Origin of the sequence: Bacillus sp. N3378-2at (assembly GCF_033412715.1) — a bacterium.
Taxonomy (GTDB): Bacteria; Bacillota; Bacilli; order Bacillales; family Bacillaceae; genus Bacillus; species Bacillus subtilis.
In genome coordinates, this window is sequence record NZ_CP117986.1 from 3,016,297 (window position 1) to 3,033,957 (window position 17,661).

Here is a 17,661-nt window from a genome sequence, read left to right on the forward strand (position 1 = left end):
GAACGATGTGTTGATGTACGATAATAAAGGGTCATTTATCCTAGCAGCCGACATAAATAAGCAACAAAATAGACAAAAATCCGTCACATAGTGCGGGACTTTTTAGGTATTTTAGGCTTTATTTTTGAAATGAATCGTTGTAAAGTACTTAATATGAACCAGTCAGAGATTGTGTCATTTGGTCAGTCTGGCAATCTTGCATCATATTGGCCGACTTTTTGACACATTTGTGAAATATTGAACAATATTTTTTTCGTCTATTTTGTGAATTACTGATCAAAGTCTCGGTTCTATTTGTGAAGTAGTGAGCAAATTAACAGTTTTAACCGGAAATGGAGGAGTAAGCATGAGTGAATTGGTATTAGCCCGCATACAATTTGCATCAACAACGTTGTTTCACTTCTTGTTTGTGCCGATGTCTATCGGGCTTGTGTTTATGGTTGCGTTGATGGAGACTCTTTATCTTGTAAAGAAAAATGAGCTGTATCTCAAAATGGCAAAGTTTTGGGGACACTTATTCTTAATAAATTTCGCAGTCGGTGTTGTAACGGGGATTTTGCAAGAATTCCAGTTTGGACTGAACTGGTCTGATTACTCCCGTTTTGTCGGAGATGTATTTGGCGCTCCCCTTGCGATTGAAGCATTATTGGCGTTTTTCATGGAATCTATTTTTATCGGATTATGGATTTTTGGCTGGGACCGCCTGCCGAAGAAAATTCACGCTCTCTGCATATGGCTCGTATCATTCGGAACGATCATGTCATCTTTCTGGATTTTAACAGCAAACTCCTTTATGCAGGAGCCGGTCGGTTTTACGATCAAAAACGGCCGCGCGGAAATGAATGATTTTGGCGCGTTGATTACAAACCCTCAGCTTTGGGTTGAATTCCCGCACGTTATTTTCGGTGCGCTTGCCACTGGAGCTTTCTTTATTGCCGGAGTGAGTGCTTTTAAACTGCTGAAGAAAAAAGAAGTGCCGTTCTTTAAGCAATCTTTTAAACTCGCAATGATCGTCGGCCTTTGTGCCGGTCTTGGCGTCGGCCTTAGCGGACACATGCAGGCTGAGCACTTGATGGAATCACAGCCGATGAAAATGGCTGCCAGTGAAGGTCTATGGGAAGACAGCGGTGACCCTGCTGCTTGGACCGCTTTTGCGACGATCGATACAAAAAATGAAAAAAGCTCAAATGAAATCAAAGTTCCTTATGCCTTGAGCTACTTGGCTTATCAGAAATTCAGCGGAAGTGTCAAAGGGATGAAAACCCTTCAGGCTGAGTACGAAAAAATATACGGAAAAGGCGACTACATTCCGCCAGTGAAAACGACATTCTGGAGCTTCCGCATCATGGTAGGAGCAGGTGTTGTCATGATTCTTGCTGCGTTAGGCGGCCTTTGGTTAAACCGCCGCAAAAAGCTTGAAAACAGCAAATGGTATTTGCGCATCATGATCGCGTTGATTTCCTTCCCGTTTCTTGCGAACTCCGCGGGCTGGATTATGACAGAAATCGGACGTCAGCCTTGGACGGTTATGGGGTTAATGACAACCGCTCAATCTGTGTCACCTAACGTAACAGCGGGCTCCTTGTTATTCTCAATCATCGCATTCGGTGTGATGTACATGATTCTTGGTGCACTGCTTGTCTTCTTGTTTATCCGTGAGATTAAAAAAGGTGCGGAGCATAGTGATCATCATGATGTTCCTGTATCAACAGATCCATTTAGTCAGGAGGTATACCATGGCATCTCTTCATGATCTTTGGTTTATACTCGTTGCTGTATTGTTTGTAGGATTCTTCTTTTTGGAGGGCTTTGATTTCGGGGTCGGCATGGCGACCCGTTTTCTTGGCCATAATGAATTAGAACGCAGAGTGCTGATCAACACGATCGGGCCGTTCTGGGACGCGAATGAAGTGTGGCTTTTGACTGGCGCAGGCGCCATTTTCGCGGCATTCCCAAACTGGTATGCAACGATGCTGAGCGGTTATTACATTCCGTTTGTCATAGTGCTGCTTGCGTTAATGGGCCGCGGGGTCGCGTTTGAGTTCCGCGGCAAGGTGGATCATTTAAAATGGGTAAAGGTTTGGGACTGGGTCGTTTTCTTCGGCAGTCTGATTCCTCCGTTTGTGCTTGGTGTGCTGTTCACGACATTATTCCGCGGGATGCCGATTGATGCCGACATGAACATTCACGCACATGTATCTGATTATATCAATGTATATTCTATACTTGGCGGTGTGACGGTAACACTTCTTTGCTTCCAGCATGGATTAATGTTTATCACGCTGCGTACGATTGGTGATTTGCAAAACCGCGCCCGGAAAATGGCGCAAAAGATAATGGGTGTTGTTTTTGTAGCGGTTCTTGCCTTCGCGGCCCTTTCTGCGTATCAGACAGACATGTTTACACGCCGCGGCGAGATTACCATTCCGCTCGCTGTTTTGATTGTCATCTGCTTTATGCTCGCGGCTGTATTTATTCGTAAGAAAAAAGACGGCTGGACATTTGGGATGACAGGCGCTGGTCTGGCGCTGACCGTGGGAATGATCTTTATTTCCCTATTCCCTCGCGTAATGGTCAGCTCGCTTCATAGCGCATACGATTTAACAGTAGCTAACGCTTCTTCCGGAGATTATTCGCTTAAAGTCATGTCAATTGCAGCATTAACGCTATTGCCGTTCGTCATCGGCAGCCAGATCTGGAGCTATTATGTCTTCCGGAAGCGCGTCAGCCATAAGGAGCCTATGACTTATTAATGGGAAAAGACCTGTTTCGATATAAAGGAATGAAGCGGATTCTCACCTTGATTACTTGTTTAACGCTGATTCAGACAGCCGCCATTATTATGCAGGCAGAGTGGCTGAGTGAGGCCTTAACCGGACTGTTCAACGGGAAGGGCATTACCTCCCTTTTTCCGGTGATCAGCTTTTTCCTCATCGCTTTTATCGCCCGGCACGGGGTGACGGTGGCGCGACAGAAAATCGTCTATCAATACGCCGCCCGGACAGGAGCAGATTTGAGGAAAAGTTTTCTTGATCAGCTGTTCCGATTAGGCCCCCGCTTTGCAAAGAAAGAAGGGACGGGGCAAATGGTGACGCTGGCGATGGAAGGCATCAGCCAGTTCCGCCGCTACCTGGAGCTGTTTCTGCCGAAAATGGTCAGCATGGCGATTGTGCCTGCGGCAGTTGTCATTTATGTGTTTTTTCAGGATCGGACATCAGCCATCATTTTAGTCGCTGCTATGCCGATTCTGATCATCTTTATGATTCTTCTCGGCCTTGTCGCGCAGAGAAAAGCGGATCGTCAGTGGAAATCCTATCAGAGACTTTCCAATCATTTTGTTGATTCTCTTCGCGGGCTGGAGACATTGCGTTTCCTAGGTTTGAGCAAGTCACACAGCAAAAATATTTTCTATGTGAGTGAGCGGTATCGCAAGGCAACGATGAGCACACTCCGGGTAGCGTTTTTGTCATCATTCGCCCTCGATTTTTTCACGATGCTGTCGGTGGCGACAGTCGCAGTATTTCTGGGCCTGCGTCTCATTGACGGCGATATTTTGCTTGGCCCCGCTTTAACGGCGCTTATTCTGGCGCCTGAGTATTTTTTGCCGGTGCGGGAAGTGGGGAATGATTATCATGCAACGCTGAACGGCCAGGAAGCAGGAAAAACCATTCAAGAGATTTTGTCGCAGCCTGGTTTTAAAGAAGAGACGCCGCTTCAGCTCGAGGATTGGTCCGATCAGGATGAGCTGAAGCTGTCAGGCGTGTCAGTCGGCCGTTCGGTGTCTGATATTCATCTCTCATTCAAAGGCAAGAAAAAAATCGGCATTATCGGTGCAAGCGGCGCCGGAAAATCAACATTAATTGATATTCTCGGCGGATTTTTAGAGCCGGATGGCGGGATGATTGAGGTTAATGGTACAAGCCGGTCCCATTTGCAGGACGGCAGCTGGCAGAAAAACCTTCTGTACATCCCTCAGCATCCGTACATTTTTGATGATACGCTTGGCAATAACATTCGCTTCTACCACCCAAGCGCTTCGGCAGAGGATACAGCCCGTGCTGCTGCGGCGGCGGGACTGGCGGAGCTGGTGGATAGCCTTCCTGAAGGATTAGAGGGGCGGATCGGGGAAGGCGGCCGGGCGCTCAGCGGCGGCCAGGCACAGCGTGTCGCGCTGGCCCGCGCCTTTTTGGGAAACCGTCCGATCCTGCTGCTGGATGAGCCGACCGCCCATCTTGATATCGAAACTGAATATGAAATAAAAGAAACGATGCTGGATTTATTTGAGGATAAGCTCGTTTTTCTCGCGACTCACCGCCTTCACTGGATGCTCGATATGGACGAAATTATCGTGCTGGACGGGGGCAGGGTTGCGGAAGTCGGGACTCACAATGAACTGCTGGAGAAAAACGGTGTGTATACCAAACTCGTGAAGGCACAACTGGGGGAAAGAGCATGAAGAAAGAAGAATGGATTTTGCCGTATATCAAGCAAAATGCCCGCCTGTTTGTTCTGGTTATCTTTTTGGGCGGGGTGACGATTTTTTCTGCTGCTTTTCTCATGTTCACCTCAGGGTTTTTGATTTCTAAAGCGGCGACAAGGCCGGAAAATATTCTGCTTATTTATGTGCCGATTGTCGCTGTGCGCACCTTTGGGATTGCGCGCTCTGTTTCGCGATATGTGGAACGGCTCGTCGGGCATCACATCATTTTGAAAATCGTATCCGACATGCGCGTCCGCCTTTACAATATGCTTGAGCCGGGTGCTTTGATGCTGCGTTCCCGTTTTCGCACGGGGGATATGCTCGGCATTTTGTCTGAGGATATTGAGCATTTGCAGGATGCTTTCTTAAAAACGATTTTTCCTGCGATCTCAGCCTTGTTCCTGTATGCTGTGTCAGTGATAGCGCTTGGCTTCTTCTCTTGGCCGTTTGCCATATTGCTTGCGCTTTATTTGTTTGTTCTTGTTGTATTGTTTCCGGTTGTGTCTTTGCTCGTGACGAGAGCGAAGAATGCGAAGCTGAAAAGCGGGCGGAATGTGCTGTACAGCCGTCTGACAGATGCTGTGATGGGTGTCAGCGACTGGATGTTCAGCGGACGCCGGCATGCTTTTATTGATGCTTATGAAAAAGAGGAACATGATTGGTTTGAGCTTGAACGGAAAAAACAACGCTTTACAAGATGGCGGGATTTTGCTGCGCAATGCCTTGTCGCCGGCCTTATTTTGCTGATGCTGTTTTGGACGGCGGGACAGCAAGCGGACGGCGAGCTCGCTAAAACGATGATTGCCGCTTTTGTGCTAGTGGTGTTTCCGTTGACGGAAGCCTTTTTGCCGCTTTCGGATGCCTTAGGCGAAGTGCCGGGCTATCAGGATTCTATCAGACGCATGAACAAGGTGGCTCCTCAGCTGGAGGCGTCACAAACTGAATCAGGGGATCAAATGCTCGATCTTCAAGATGTCACCTTGGCCTTTCGTGATGTGACGTTTTCTTATGACAACAGCAGCCAAGTGCTGCACAACTTTTCCTTTACGCTGCGCCAAGGAGAAAAAATGGCGCTGCTCGGCCGAAGCGGCTCTGGGAAATCAACATCGCTTGCATTAATCGAAGGCGCCTTGAAACCGGACTCCGGTTCTGTGACGTTAAACGGAGTGGAGACAGCGCTGTTAAAGGATCAGATTGCGGATGCGGTGGCCGTGTTAAATCAAAAACCGCACCTGTTTGATACAAGTATTTTGAACAACATCAGGCTCGGAAACGGAGAAGCAAGCGACGAGGATGTGCGCCGCGCCGCAAAGCAGGTCAAGCTGCATGACTACATTGAGTCATTGCCTGATGGATATCATACCTCTGTACAAGAAACCGGCATCCGTTTTTCCGGTGGAGAGCGCCAGCGGATCGCGCTTGCGAGGATTTTGCTGCAGGATACACCGATCATCATCCTCGATGAGCCAACAGTCGGCCTCGATCCTATTACCGAACGTGAATTGATGGAAACGGTGTTTGAGGTGCTGAAAGGAAAAACGATTTTATGGATTACCCACCATCTCGCGGGAGTGGAAGCGGCTGATAAAATCGTATTTCTCGAAAACGGCAAAACAGAAATGGAAGGAACCCATGAGGAGCTTCTGGCGGCAAACGAACGGTACAGCCGCCTGTATCACCTTGATGTTCCTGTAAAATAGAAGACAGCCCTAAAAGGCTGTCTTTTTTGTTTGAAAAAGAAAAGGGACAGGAAAAATAGGAAAAGAAAGCAGAGGAGGGATAGAGATGAATGTTCCATATTGGACGGAAGAGCATGTAAGGGCCACGCTTCCTGAAAGAGATGCGGAGAGCCATAAAGGCACGTACGGTACGGCTTTGCTGCTGGCTGGAAGTGACGACATGCCGGGGGCAGCGCTGCTTGCAGGGCTTGGGGCCATGCGGAGCGGTCTCGGCAAGCTTGTCATCGGTACATCAGAAAGCGTAATCCCGCTAATTGTTCCTGTTTTGCCCGAGGCGACCTATTGGCGTGACGGCTGGAAAAAGGCGGCGGATGCTCAGCTTGAAGAGACGTACCGGGCCATTGCCATCGGACCGGGCCTTCCGCAAACGGAAAGCGTACAGCAGGCAGTCGATCATGTGCTTACGGCTGATTGTCCTGTTATTTTGGATGCCGGAGCGCTGGCGAAGCGCACATATCCGAAACGAGAGGCCCCCGTCATCCTCACGCCGCACCCGGGCGAGTTTTCCCGAATGACAGGGATGCCCGTGAACGAATTGCAGAAAAAAAGAGCGGAATATGCAAAGGAATGGGCGGCTCAGCTGCAGACTGTCATTGTGTTAAAAGGAAACCAAACCGTCATCGCGTTTCCTGATGGAGACTGCTGGCTCAATCCAACCGGAAACGGGGCGCTCGCCAAGGGCGGAACCGGTGACACACTGGCGGGCATGATATTGGGGATGCTCTGCTGCCATGAAGATCCAAAGCACGCCATATTAAACGCGGTCTATTTGCATGGTGCGTGCGCCGAGCTCTGGACGGACGAGCACTCCGCTCATACGTTGCTCGCTCATGAGCTATCTGACATCCTGCCCCGCGTGTGGAAACGATTTGAATGATAAAAAAGCTGTCTTCAGAGAGAAGACAGCTTTTCTTGATACCCCGCCCGTTTTTTCAGACGCGGTTTCATTAATACATAGTAAAGCACAGAAGGCACGGCCAAGCCGATAATCCATGCGATGTCTCCGCCGCCAAACATTTTGGCAAGCGGTCCGATGTAAAAGCTTGTGTTGATAAACGGAATTTCCAGCAAGATAGACAGAACGAACGCAATTGTGGTGATCCAATTGACCTTTCCATAAGGCCCGTTTACGTCGAACATGGCTTTGACTTGATACTTTCCGTGGCGAACGAAGTAGTAATCGACTAAATTGATTGCCGTCCACGGAATTAAGAAATAACTGATGAAAAAGATAAAATTCAAAAACAGCTCCATAAAATTGCTCTGTCCCAGTAGGCTTAAGACTGTGCCGACAAGCGTGACGCCCAGGATCATGATGATTCTGACTTTGGGCGTGACTTTTAATTTCAGAAACGGCTCCAGCGTTGTTGTCGTGGACATGAAGGCCCCATACAGGTTAAAAACATTGATTGCCATTTGCCCAAATAACACAATGATCAGCATAATAAACGAGAAGGGACCGAACAATTGGACAATCTGGCTGCCTGAGTTTGCCGTAAAGTCAGGAAGTGAGGTTGTCAGCAATGCGCCGAGCAGCATCATCCAGATGGAGCTGACAGATGTACCTGCATAGCTGTACCAAAATGTTTTTGAAGCCGGTGTTTTAACTGGCAGATATCTTGAATAATCGGCAACATACGGCGCGTAGGCAAGCTGCCACGTCGCAACTGCGCTGACTGCCACCAAGAAAATTGGCAGATCAATCGCTCCGGGAATCCAGCTGCCTGCTGGAATCGGCAATTGAAAAATGAGAATCGTTGCAGCAAAAAATACAGCAAAAGAGGTCCAAGAAAGGATTTTTTGCATTTTGTGAATCAAATCATGGCCGAAAATGGTGAGTAAAAAACATACGGCGCTTAAGCCTATAATGCTCCATGTTCCCGGGATGGGAACAAAGCTGCTTAAGGTTCCGGCCGCCAGAATCGTGCTGCTTGCGAAGAAACCAAGGTAGATAAACATGACTAAGAAGAGGGGAAGAATCGCTCCGATTACGCCGAATTGGGCACGGCTTTGAATCATTTGCGGGATGCCTAGCTGAGGGCCTTGTGCGGAATGAGACGCCATAAATATGGCACCGATTAAGGTTCCGCAAATAATAGCGGCAACACTCCAAAACAGATTAAGTCCCATTGCAACGGGAATCGTGCCGGTCACTAACGTGGTGATATGCATATTAGCCCCGAACCATACGGGAAATAAATCTTTCGCTTTACCATGTCTTTCTTCATTCGGAATATATTCAATCGTTCGCCTTTCTACTTTCAATGCATCGTCCTCCATATTGGATGTTTTTTTGAAATCGACATAAAGTCATAGCTTAACAGACTATGAGGGGGTTTACAAATAAGGATATGCAGCCAAACGGCCGGGAAGCTTGATCTGTCAATGGCTGAAAAGAATTGTAAAAAAGATGAACGCTTTTGAATCCGGTGTCGTCTCATAAGGCAGAAAAACAAAAAAGGGGGGATGATGGTCATTGGATACACAAGAAGAACAGCGGCTGATACAGCAGGCGAAAGAGGGAAACGACGAGGCGTTTACAGCCCTTTTCCACTATCACTATTCTTTCTTATATAAATACTTGTTAAAGCTTTCCCTTCACCCCGATCTCAGCGAGGAACTTGTTCAGGAAACCTTTCTGAAAGGGTACATCCATTTAAGAAGCTTTCAGGGCCGTTCAAAATTCTCCACGTGGCTGATCTCCATTGCATCGCGGCTCTATCTCGATCACCAGAAAAAGAGAAAGAGAGAATGGAAACGGAATCAGACAGTTACGGAGGAAACAATCCGCAAGATCAAGTGGGACGTGTCGGCGAAAGGGGCAGAGTGGAGCGAAACGCTCGATCTGTTTTCAAAGCTGGACCCTAAACTGCGCACACCAGTTTTATTAAGGCATTACTACGGCTATACCTACGCCGAAATCGGGATGATGCTTCAAATCAAAGAAGGCACTGTAAAGTCCAGAGTTCATAAAGGGCTCCAGCAAATCAGAAAGGAGTGGGACGATGAATAAAGAAAAGCTTTCTGATCATTTGAAGTCAGAATGGAAAAAAATTGATCAAACAGCCAATCCCTCTATACCGAATCAAAAAGAACTGCTTCACCAGCTGTCACAAATGAAAGCTGAATACAGAAAAAAACTTCTTCAAGAGATCATTTTATTTGTATTCTGCGCACTGATGGTTGTGAGTGCTGCAATCTATGCTTTCACTCAAGCTCCTGCTGTGTTTATTGTGCTTCAGGTTTGTGTGCTTGCGGTGCTGCCGATTTTGATTGCGGCTGAGAAAAAAAGGCATCTCGGCGAATGCGAGGTGAAACGCAGATGACACAAACAGAAATCGTCATAACGGTTGCGGCTTATCTCATCGTATTGGCGCAGGGAATCTTTTTATTTATTGATGCGAAAAAACGAAATCGCATGGCATGGATTTGGGGAATTGTCGGACTGATTACAGCACCGATGCCTCTGATTTGTTATTACTTTTTTGTCATTAGGCCGGATCGGAAGAAAAGGGGGATCAAGCAATGAATATTTCTTGGGAAATGATTTTGCCGCTGGTTGTATTACAGCTGGCTTTGGCGGTTTTTGCCCTCATCAGCTGTATAAAAGAAGAGCGGACGAACGGGCCAAAGTGGATGTGGGCTGCAATCATCGTATGTATCAATATTATCGGGCCGATTTTGTTTTTTACCGTCGGCAGAAAGCAAAGGTAAGCCGATATGCTGTCTATTGAATCATTATGCAAATCGTACAGGCACCATGAAGCTGTAAAGAATGTCAGTTTTCACGTGAATGAAAATGAGTGTGTCGCACTATTAGGACCTAATGGAGCCGGCAAAACCACGACTCTGCAAATGCTGGCCGGACTGCTTTCGCCAACCTCTGGAACCATAAAGCTGTTAGGAGAGAAAAAGCTGGATCGGCGTTTGATTGGGTACCTCCCGCAGTATCCTGCTTTTTATTCGTGGATGACCGCAAATGAATTTTTGACATTTGCGGGGAGACTGTCCGGCCTTTCGAAGAGAAAATGCCAAGAGGAAATCGGTGAGATGCTGGAATTTGTCGGTTTGCACGAAGCGGCGCACAAAAGGATCGGGGGCTATTCAGGAGGCATGAAACAAAGACTCGGTCTGGCACAGGCACTGCTCCATAAACCGCAGTTTTTGATATTGGATGAACCGGTGTCTGCTCTTGATCCGACAGGGCGGTTCGAGGTGCTGGACATAATGCGGGAGCTGAAAAAGCATATGGCCGTTCTGTTTTCTACACATGTTTTGCACGATGCAGAGCAGGTGTGTGATCAAGTGGTGATTATGAAAAACGGTGAAATTTCATGGAAAGGCGAGTTACAGGAGCTGAAACAACAGCAGCAAACGAACGTTTTTACCCTTTCAGTGAAAGAGAAGCTGGAAGGTTGGCTTGAAGAGAAGCCTTACGTCTCAGCTATTGTCTATAAGAATCCGTCCCAAGCGGTTTTCGAGCTGCCTGATATACACGCTGGCCGGTCATTATTAAGTGACTGTATCCGAAAGGGATTGACCGTCACCCGCTTTGAACAGAAAACGGAGTCTCTAGAAGACGTCTATCTAAAGGTGGTGCACGCATGAAGGTGATGATGGCGCTATTGCAGAAGGAGTGGCTGGAAGGATGGAAAAGCGGCAAGCTGATTTGGCTGCCGATTGCGATGATGATCGTCGGGCTGACACAGCCGCTGACCATTTATTATATGCCGGAAATCATCGCACATGGAGGGAACCTTCCTGACGGCATGAAAATCAGTTTTACGATGCCCTCCGGGTCTGAAGTGATGGTCAGCACGCTTTCTCAATTCAACACGCTTGGCATGGCTCTGGTCATCTTTAGCGTGATGGGCAGTGTAGCCAATGAAAGAAATCAAGGGGTAACAGCGCTGATTATGTCGCGGCCTGTGACGGCAGCCCATTATATCGTGAGTAAATGGCTCATCCAAAGCGTGATCGGCATTATGTCGTTTGCAGCTGGATACGGGCTTGCTTACTATTACGTCCGGCTGCTGTTTGAGGACGCATCATTCAGCCGCTTTGCCGCAAGCCTTGGCCTTTACGCGCTTTGGGTGATATTTATTGTGACCGCCGGCCTTGCCGGAAGTACGATATTCCGGTCTGTCGGAGCAGCTGCGGCTTGCGGGATCGGGCTCACAGCAGCCGTTTCCTTTGTTGTTTCATTATTTCCAGATGGTGCGAAGTGGCTTCCGGCTGAGATTTGCAAGCAGGCGGAGCATATCCTTCTTCATGGAGAGCGGGCAGATTTTTTCGGATGGTCACTCACTTTCTCCATTCTGTACATCATGCTTCTGGCCGTGTTTTCTGTGTGGCGCTTCCGGCGGTATGAAAGCTATTAATTGATCATGTTACGTTTTTGCGCGAGCATCACAAAAAAGGCGGCAAATGCCAGAGACCCGGCTCCATAAAAAACTCCCGCAAGCCCGACAAGCTGTGCGATTTTTCCGGCAAGAAGGGGCCCGAGGAAGATGCCTAGCGCATAAAATGATTGATAAAACCCCATCACTGACATTTTTAAACGGGCAGAACTGATTTCGACGACATGGCTTAGCAGCAGAGGAAAAACGAAGCCGAGCGCCAGTCCGATACAGGCGTGTGTGATGCAAACCGTGAACAATGCAGCTGAAAAAGGAACGTATAGCAAACAGACCCCGGTGACAGCGAAACTAATGAGCATCACGAAGTAAGCGATACGGCTTGTAAAACGCAGAAGCACAAAGCTTAATGTGGCGGCTGCGTGTGGGAGGAAAAAGGCGCTCATCACCCAAAGAAGCTCCGCGTCGCCCATTCCGAGCTGATTCATGTAAAGCGGCGTAAAACCAAACACTGTGATAAATAATACGGCATGGGCCGTCATAGACAGGATGGTGAAAAGCTTCAGCTTTGGCAGCCGCAATGTATCTTTGATGTACTGATTGACACGAATGGTGCCACGGTTTGCGGGAGGAGCAGACGGATCCTGAATAAAGCAGCAGATCACCAGACCTGCGGCAGAAGCTGCCAGCGCCATCCAAAAAGGAACCTGCCTCCCTAAATGGGCTGCGGCGAGCCCGCAGAACACAATGCTGGCAAACTGAGGCATGACGGTAAAAAACTGCATGATGCCCATTGCTTTTGATGCATTGCCATTGTTGAAATAATGTGCGTATAAAATGGTCGCCATCACCCACGTAGAAGCAGTGATTCCCGCGAAAAGCCGGGCGGCCAGCACGAAGAAGAAAGAATCAAACATCAGAAAAAGCAGGCTGCTGAGGACGGAAAAGCCGAACCCGGCAATTAACAATTGCTTGCGCAAGGAAAACAGGATGTCTGACAAAAGGCCGAGCGGGAATCGCAGAAGGATTTGCGTGACCCCGTAGCTGCCGAGAATGATGCCGATTGCGCCATATGAAAAGTGCAGATCCTCCAAATACAGACTGAATACAGGAACGTAAATATAGCCTGAAAACCAGAAACAAAATACCATGCATAAAAAAACGGCGTGATCTAAGGCGCCGATTGTTTTTTTCTGAGGAATCAAGTCCTGCTGTAATTCCATCGTATCTCTCCACCCCTTTCCTTCCAGTACAACACAATTGTTGAAAGCGTTTCAATAGAAAAATAAAAAAACAGGGCTTCAAAAAAAGCCCTGTTCGCTTTTGTTAATACGGATCAGATGGATGGCTCTCCTGTTCAGCCTGCTTTGCAGCCTGTTCCGTTTCAGTTGTGCCGATCGGCCCGTTGCTGTTGTTTTCGGAAACCTTTTTTAGCCCTTCTGCTACACGTTTTCCGTAGTCAGGATCAGCTTTTGTGAAATTCTCAATCATTTGATCCTGAATTTCTTTTCGGCACGTAGAAAGCGTATTCACCAAATTCGTAATCAATTCGTTCCGCTCAAATTCAGTAAATCTCCGGTACGTTTCTCCAGCCTGTCCGAAGTTGTTTGTTCTGTCAATCGCTTCACGCTTTACATCACCTTCGACATGCGGCGTATGGTCTTTTCCGTCCTGCTTCGCTTCCTTCAGCCCGCCCATAATGGATGGCTCATAGTTGACGTGCGGGTTTTGTCCTTCTGCTCTATCGACCCGATATTGCATCTGCCCGCCTTCCTGGTTGGTGGCGACATGCTTTTTCGGCGAGTTGATCGGAAGCTGCAGGTAATTTGCGCCTACACGGTAGCGCTGCGTATCAGAGTAGGCAAACGTACGCCCCTGGAGCAATTTGTCGTCTGAAAAATCAAGCCCGTCGACAAGCACCCCCGTTCCAAATGAAGCTTGCTCCACTTCCGCATGGTAGTTTTCCGGATTTTTGTTCAGAACCAATTTGCCGATCGGTTTCCATGGAAAATCGTCTTTATACCACAGTTTTGTCGGATCAAGAGGATCAAAGTCCAGTTCAGGATGCTCATCATCGCTCATGATTTGTGCATACACTTCCCACTCTGGATAATCGCCATTTTCAATCGCGTCATATAAATCCTGTGTGGCATGGTTAAAGTTTTTCCCTTGAATCTCTTCTGCTTCCTTCTGTGTCAGGTTGCGGATGCCCTGCTTCGGTTCAAAATGGTATTTCACGAGAACGGCCTTGCCCTCCTCATTCACCCATTTATAGGCATGTACGCCTGAACCCTGCATTTGCCGGTAGTTGGCCGGAATGCCCCAAGGCGAAAACAAGAAGGTGATCATGTGTGTCGCTTCAGGAGATTGAGAAATGAAATCGAAGATACGTTCACCATCCTGGATGTTTGTCACTGGATCAGGCTGAAATGCGTGTACAAGATCCGGAAATTTCAGCGGGTCGCGGATAAAAAAGATTTTCAGGTTGTTTCCGACCAAATCCCAGTTTCCGTCTTCTGTATATAGCTTTACAGCAAAACCGCGCGGGTCTCTCAATGTTTCAGGCGAGTGTTTTCCATGATTCACAGTTGAAAAACGGACAAATGCCGGTGTTTTCTTGCCTTTTTCCTGAAAGAGCTTGGCCCTTGTGTATGTTGAAATCGGTTCGTCTCCGAAGCTTCCGTACGCTTCAAAATATCCATGTGCACCTGCTCCCCTGGCATGAACAACCCGCTCTGGGATGCGTTCCCGGTCGAAGTGGCTGATCTTTTCGAGAAAATCATAGTTCTCAAGTGTTGTAGGCCCTCTATTCCCGACGGTTCTCACATTCTGGTTGTCAGTAACAGGATGCCCCTGCCTATTCGTTAAGGTATCCTCTGACTCGTTTTTCCCGGATGTCTTATGAGAAAACGCTTCCTCGCTCCCTTGGGCATTTGATTGGTGCTGCTTGTTTTGATGATCATCTTTCAATGGTTGGCCCTCCTTTTTTGAACGGTAACAATATTCCCTGAATGGAAAGATTTTAAAACAGCCGTTTTTTTTGATCTGCTTCGGGAATGGTACAATGTACAAAAATCGGTAAAAGGAGAGGTCGATTCGTGACGAGAGAAAAAAATCCGCTGCCCATCACGTTTTATCAAAAAACCGCTCTTGAGCTTGCCCCATCGCTTCTGGGCTGCCTTCTTGTAAAAGAAACAGACGAAGGCACAGCGTCAGGCTATATTGTGGAAACAGAGGCCTATATGGGGGCTGGAGACAGAGCGGCACACAGCTTTAACAACCGCCGGACGAAGCGGACTGAGATCATGTTTGCAGAAGCTGGGCGGGTATATACATATGTGATGCACACCCATACATTGCTGAATGTCGTTGCCGCGGAAGAGGATGTCCCGCAAGCGGTATTAATCAGGGCGATTGAGCCGCATGAAGGCCAGCTGTTAATGGAGGAGAGAAGGCCGGGCAGGAGTCCGAGGGAATGGACAAATGGACCCGGAAAGCTGACAAAAGCGCTTGGCGTCACGATGAATGACTACGGACGCTGGATCACGGAACAGCCGCTTTACATCGAAAGCGGGTACACACCGGAAGCAATTTCAACCGGCCCGCGCATCGGCATTGACAACAGCGGGGAGGCACGCGATTATCCATGGCGTTTCTGGGTGACGGGAAACAGGTATGTGTCGCGTTAGCATGTTTAAGGAAGAGGCAATCAGGGGAATGGTTGAGAAAAAAGAAGGGAGAATCGGAGCTTTGAAAAAGATGATCAAAACCGTTATCAAATGGGCGCCGGTCATTTACCCGATTGTTCGAAAAATCATGAAGGATCGCAAGGTGTGTAAACAAAAGAATATGTCCGCATCTAGAACAGCCGGCTGATCCCGGCTGTTTTTTTATAGGTCAGTTTTCCCTCTAGTCCTCCGGATGTTCATTGACTTGCCATTCTCTCCATTATAGAATTTATATACATTTCGCACCCCTTCATCATCCTTTCTGCCTACTCACTGAATCCCTGCATCTACTAGATAGGAGGTTTTTCTCATGCTTCATGGGCGACTTCGTGATATTCTGCGCTTGCTGATGGCGGCTGAAGCCCCGGTGACAAGTTCGTTTTTTGCGGCGCAATTAAACGTAACGATGCGGACAGCCCGCAATGATATAAAGGAACTTCAAGGTGTGCTAAGCGGCCACGGTGCCTTTGTACAATCGGTAAGAGGCTCCGGCTACAAGCTCCGCATTGATGACGAGCAAGTATTCAGAACACTGCTGCAAGATGTATTTCAGCAAAAAAAGGGCCTGCCGGTATTGCCGGAGGAGAGAATGGCCTATCTTATGAAACGTCTGCTGCTGGCGGACCATTATCTCAAGCTCGATGAACTTGCTGAAGAACTATTTATCTCAAAATCTACACTCCAAACGGATTTAAAGGAAGTAAAGAAACGTCTGCTGCCTTACCGCATCGTCATGGAAACACGTCCGAATTACGGCTTCAAGCTGCGCGGGGACGAGGTGCAGATGAGGTACTGCATGGCGGAGTACATTGTTGATGAAAGAGAAACGGAGATAGATGTTTTAAATGAAAAGGCTGATATTTTGCCAAAAGAAGAAATTGAGATCATCCGTTCCGCCATCTTGAAAAAAATGAAAAACGACCGCATCCCTCTGTCCAACATGGGACTGAATAACCTCATTATCCATATTGCTATCGCCTGTAAACGGATTAGAACGGAAAACTATGTATCTCTTTTCCCGAAAGATATGGATCATATCCTGCATCAAAAGGAGTACCAGGCTGCAGAAGCCATCGTAAAAGAGCTGGAATCAAAGCTTTCCGTTACATTTCCGAAAGAAGAGACGGCCTACATCACCATGCATCTCCTTGGCACAAAACGAATGACACAATCACAATGCGGAGAGGACACATTTTCAATAGAAGAGGAAACCGATCAGCTGACACTTGCCATGATCAAAGCTGTTGATCGTGAACTGAAGCTTGGCATCCTGCATGACAAAGAGCTGAAAATCGGCTTGGCCCTGCATATGAAGCCGGCGATCAGCCGCAACCGATACGGCATGAATCTTCGAAATCCGATGCTGGCAGCGATCAAGGAACATTATCCACTCGCTTTTGAAGCCGGGATCATTGCCGGAATCGTGATAAAGGAACAAACGGGTATTGAGATTCATGAAAACGAAATTGGATATTTGGCTCTCCACTTTGGCGCCGCGATTGAACGAAAAAAAACAGAAAGCCCGCCGAAACGCTGTATCATTGTATGCGCATCGGGAGCCGGAAGCGCCCAGCTTCTGCGCGAAAAACTGCGTTCCCATTTCGGCAAGCGGCTCGATATTCTTGGAACGGCTGAGTATTATAGTCTTGATCAAATGTCCTACGAATCAATTGATTTTGTCATCAGTACCATTCCGATTAAAAAAGAGCTCCCTGTACCAGTACTGAAGGTTAACACCATCTTAGGCGGAACTGACTTTACAAAAATAGAATCTATTCTGAGTGATGAAAAGGAAAAAGCCAATCGCTACCTAAAAAAAGAACTCGTTTTTTTTCAGGAGGATCTGCGCTCAAAAGAAGAAGTGATTCAATTTTTAGGGCAGAAAGCGGTCGAATGCGGCTTTGCCAGAGAAGAAATCATAGATTCCATTTTTGAAAGAGAAGACATGTCGCCAACGTGTTTTGGCAATCTTGTTGCCATCCCGCACCCGCTTGTTCCGCAGACGAAAACAACGTTTTGGGCTGTTTGTACGCTCAAAAAACCGATCGATTGGGAGAGTCAGCGAGTTCAATTTGTCTGTTTGCTTTGTGTCGAAAAGGAGAACAAAGCTGACTTGCAAAGCATGTATAAACTGCTTGGCAGCATTTTGGATGACCCGGCGGCGGTGAACCAGCTGGTCAAATGCCGTTCGTATCAAGAGCTTTCGGATGTGTTTGACCAAAAAATGCTGAGCTGACAGCCTGTATATACCTTTTTTCCGTTGCCTGCGGAAAAACCCTGAGTGTTTATGAAAGCGATTTCATAATATGATGATAGCAACAGCAGGACATTACAAAATTGATCAAACTCTAGGGGGT

Annotated in this window: 17 protein-coding genes; 14 read left to right on the plus strand and 3 right to left on the minus strand. The window is 47.6% G+C overall.

The features are described from left to right. Nucleotides 1-346: 346 nt before the first annotated feature. The 5 genes from cydA to PUN35_RS16210 all read left to right on the plus strand — a co-directional run bounded on the left by cydA (nucleotide 347) and on the right by PUN35_RS16210 (nucleotide 7,096). A complete protein-coding gene (cydA, locus tag PUN35_RS16190; RefSeq protein ID WP_014481318.1) occupies nucleotides 347-1,753 on the plus strand; it encodes a cytochrome ubiquinol oxidase subunit I in 1,407 nt (468 codons plus the stop codon). After that, nucleotides 1,737-2,753 carry a cytochrome d ubiquinol oxidase subunit II gene (gene cydB / locus PUN35_RS16195; RefSeq protein WP_003244559.1) on the plus strand — a complete coding sequence of 339 codons (1,017 nt, stop codon included), beginning with the start codon at nucleotides 1,737-1,739 and terminating at the stop codon, nucleotides 2,751-2,753. Before cydA ends, cydB begins: the two co-directional genes overlap by 17 nt. After that, nucleotides 2,753-4,456 carry a thiol reductant ABC exporter subunit CydD gene (cydD, locus tag PUN35_RS16200; RefSeq protein WP_014481317.1) on the plus strand — a complete coding sequence of 568 codons (1,704 nt, stop codon included), beginning with the start codon at nucleotides 2,753-2,755 and terminating at the stop codon, nucleotides 4,454-4,456. The genes cydB and cydD overlap by 1 nt, the downstream gene beginning before the upstream one ends. After that, nucleotides 4,453-6,180 (plus strand): thiol reductant ABC exporter subunit CydC, encoded by a 1,728-nt coding sequence (gene cydC / locus PUN35_RS16205; RefSeq protein WP_014481316.1) that lies wholly within the window; start codon nucleotides 4,453-4,455, stop codon nucleotides 6,178-6,180. The genes cydD and cydC overlap by 4 nt, the downstream gene beginning before the upstream one ends. Before the next feature lie 85 nt (nucleotides 6,181-6,265). After that, on the plus strand, nucleotides 6,266-7,096 hold the full coding sequence (locus tag PUN35_RS16210) for an NAD(P)H-hydrate dehydratase (protein WP_014481315.1): 831 nt from the start codon (nucleotides 6,266-6,268) through the stop codon (nucleotides 7,094-7,096). A gap of 14 nt (nucleotides 7,097-7,110) precedes the next feature. Here PUN35_RS16210 and PUN35_RS16215 read toward each other — a convergent pair whose 3' ends face one another. After that, nucleotides 7,111-8,484, minus strand: a complete 1,374-nt coding sequence (locus PUN35_RS16215; RefSeq protein ID WP_014481314.1) for a cytosine permease — start codon at nucleotides 8,482-8,484, stop codon at nucleotides 7,111-7,113. 211 nt (nucleotides 8,485-8,695) lie between these two features. Here PUN35_RS16215 and sigY point away from each other — a divergent pair, with 211 nt between their 5' ends. Genes sigY through PUN35_RS16245 form a run of 6 tightly spaced genes read left to right on the plus strand, consistent with a single transcriptional unit; the run spans nucleotide 8,696 to nucleotide 11,600 of the window. Continuing rightward, entirely contained in the window at nucleotides 8,696-9,232 is a 537-nt protein-coding gene (gene sigY, locus PUN35_RS16220) for an RNA polymerase sigma factor SigY (RefSeq protein ID WP_014481313.1), read from the plus strand. Then, on the plus strand, nucleotides 9,225-9,545 hold the full coding sequence (locus PUN35_RS16225; RefSeq protein ID WP_014481312.1) for a YxlC family protein: 321 nt from the start codon (nucleotides 9,225-9,227) through the stop codon (nucleotides 9,543-9,545). The genes sigY and PUN35_RS16225 overlap by 8 nt, the downstream gene beginning before the upstream one ends. Then, nucleotides 9,542-9,748 (plus strand): sigma Y negative regulator YxlD, encoded by a 207-nt coding sequence (gene yxlD / locus PUN35_RS16230; protein ID WP_014481311.1) that lies wholly within the window; start codon nucleotides 9,542-9,544, stop codon nucleotides 9,746-9,748. Before PUN35_RS16225 ends, yxlD begins: the two co-directional genes overlap by 4 nt. Continuing rightward, complete coding sequence (gene yxlE, locus PUN35_RS16235; protein WP_014481310.1) at nucleotides 9,745-9,933, plus strand: sigma Y negative regulator YxlE; 189 nt, start codon at nucleotides 9,745-9,747, stop codon at nucleotides 9,931-9,933. Before yxlD ends, yxlE begins: the two co-directional genes overlap by 4 nt. A 6-nt stretch (nucleotides 9,934-9,939) precedes the next feature. Next, complete coding sequence (locus PUN35_RS16240; RefSeq protein WP_014481309.1) at nucleotides 9,940-10,827, plus strand: ABC transporter ATP-binding protein; 888 nt, start codon at nucleotides 9,940-9,942, stop codon at nucleotides 10,825-10,827. After that, nucleotides 10,824-11,600, plus strand: a complete 777-nt coding sequence (locus tag PUN35_RS16245) for an ABC transporter permease (RefSeq protein WP_014481308.1) — start codon at nucleotides 10,824-10,826, stop codon at nucleotides 11,598-11,600. Before PUN35_RS16240 ends, PUN35_RS16245 begins: the two co-directional genes overlap by 4 nt. Here PUN35_RS16245 and PUN35_RS16250 read toward each other — a convergent pair. Both PUN35_RS16250 and katX read right to left on the minus strand, forming a co-directional pair. After that, a complete protein-coding gene (locus PUN35_RS16250) occupies nucleotides 11,597-12,799 on the minus strand; it encodes an MFS transporter (RefSeq protein WP_014481307.1) in 1,203 nt (400 codons plus the stop codon). The two genes, PUN35_RS16245 and PUN35_RS16250, sit on opposite strands and share 4 nt — an antisense overlap. Nucleotides 12,800-12,902: 103 nt before the next feature. Beyond that, nucleotides 12,903-14,546, minus strand: coding sequence for a catalase KatX (gene katX / locus PUN35_RS16255; protein ID WP_003243042.1), 1,644 nt, complete (start codon nucleotides 14,544-14,546; stop codon nucleotides 12,903-12,905). A gap of 128 nt (nucleotides 14,547-14,674) precedes the next feature. Between katX and PUN35_RS16260 the strand changes: the two genes are divergently transcribed. The 3 genes from PUN35_RS16260 (at nucleotide 14,675) to licR (ending at nucleotide 17,540) form a co-directional block, all read left to right on the plus strand. Further along, nucleotides 14,675-15,265 carry a DNA-3-methyladenine glycosylase gene (locus PUN35_RS16260; protein WP_003227303.1) on the plus strand — a complete coding sequence of 197 codons (591 nt, stop codon included), beginning with the start codon at nucleotides 14,675-14,677 and terminating at the stop codon, nucleotides 15,263-15,265. A 28-nt stretch (nucleotides 15,266-15,293) separates the two neighbouring features. Then, nucleotides 15,294-15,452: a hypothetical protein gene (locus tag PUN35_RS16265; RefSeq protein ID WP_033881879.1), complete on the plus strand. Its 159-nt coding sequence runs from the start codon at nucleotides 15,294-15,296 to the stop codon at nucleotides 15,450-15,452. Between the two features lie 162 nt (nucleotides 15,453-15,614). After that, nucleotides 15,615-17,540: a transcriptional regulator LicR gene (gene licR, locus PUN35_RS16270; RefSeq protein WP_033881877.1), complete on the plus strand. Its 1,926-nt coding sequence runs from the start codon at nucleotides 15,615-15,617 to the stop codon at nucleotides 17,538-17,540. The last annotated feature ends 121 nt before the right edge of the window (nucleotides 17,541-17,661 follow it).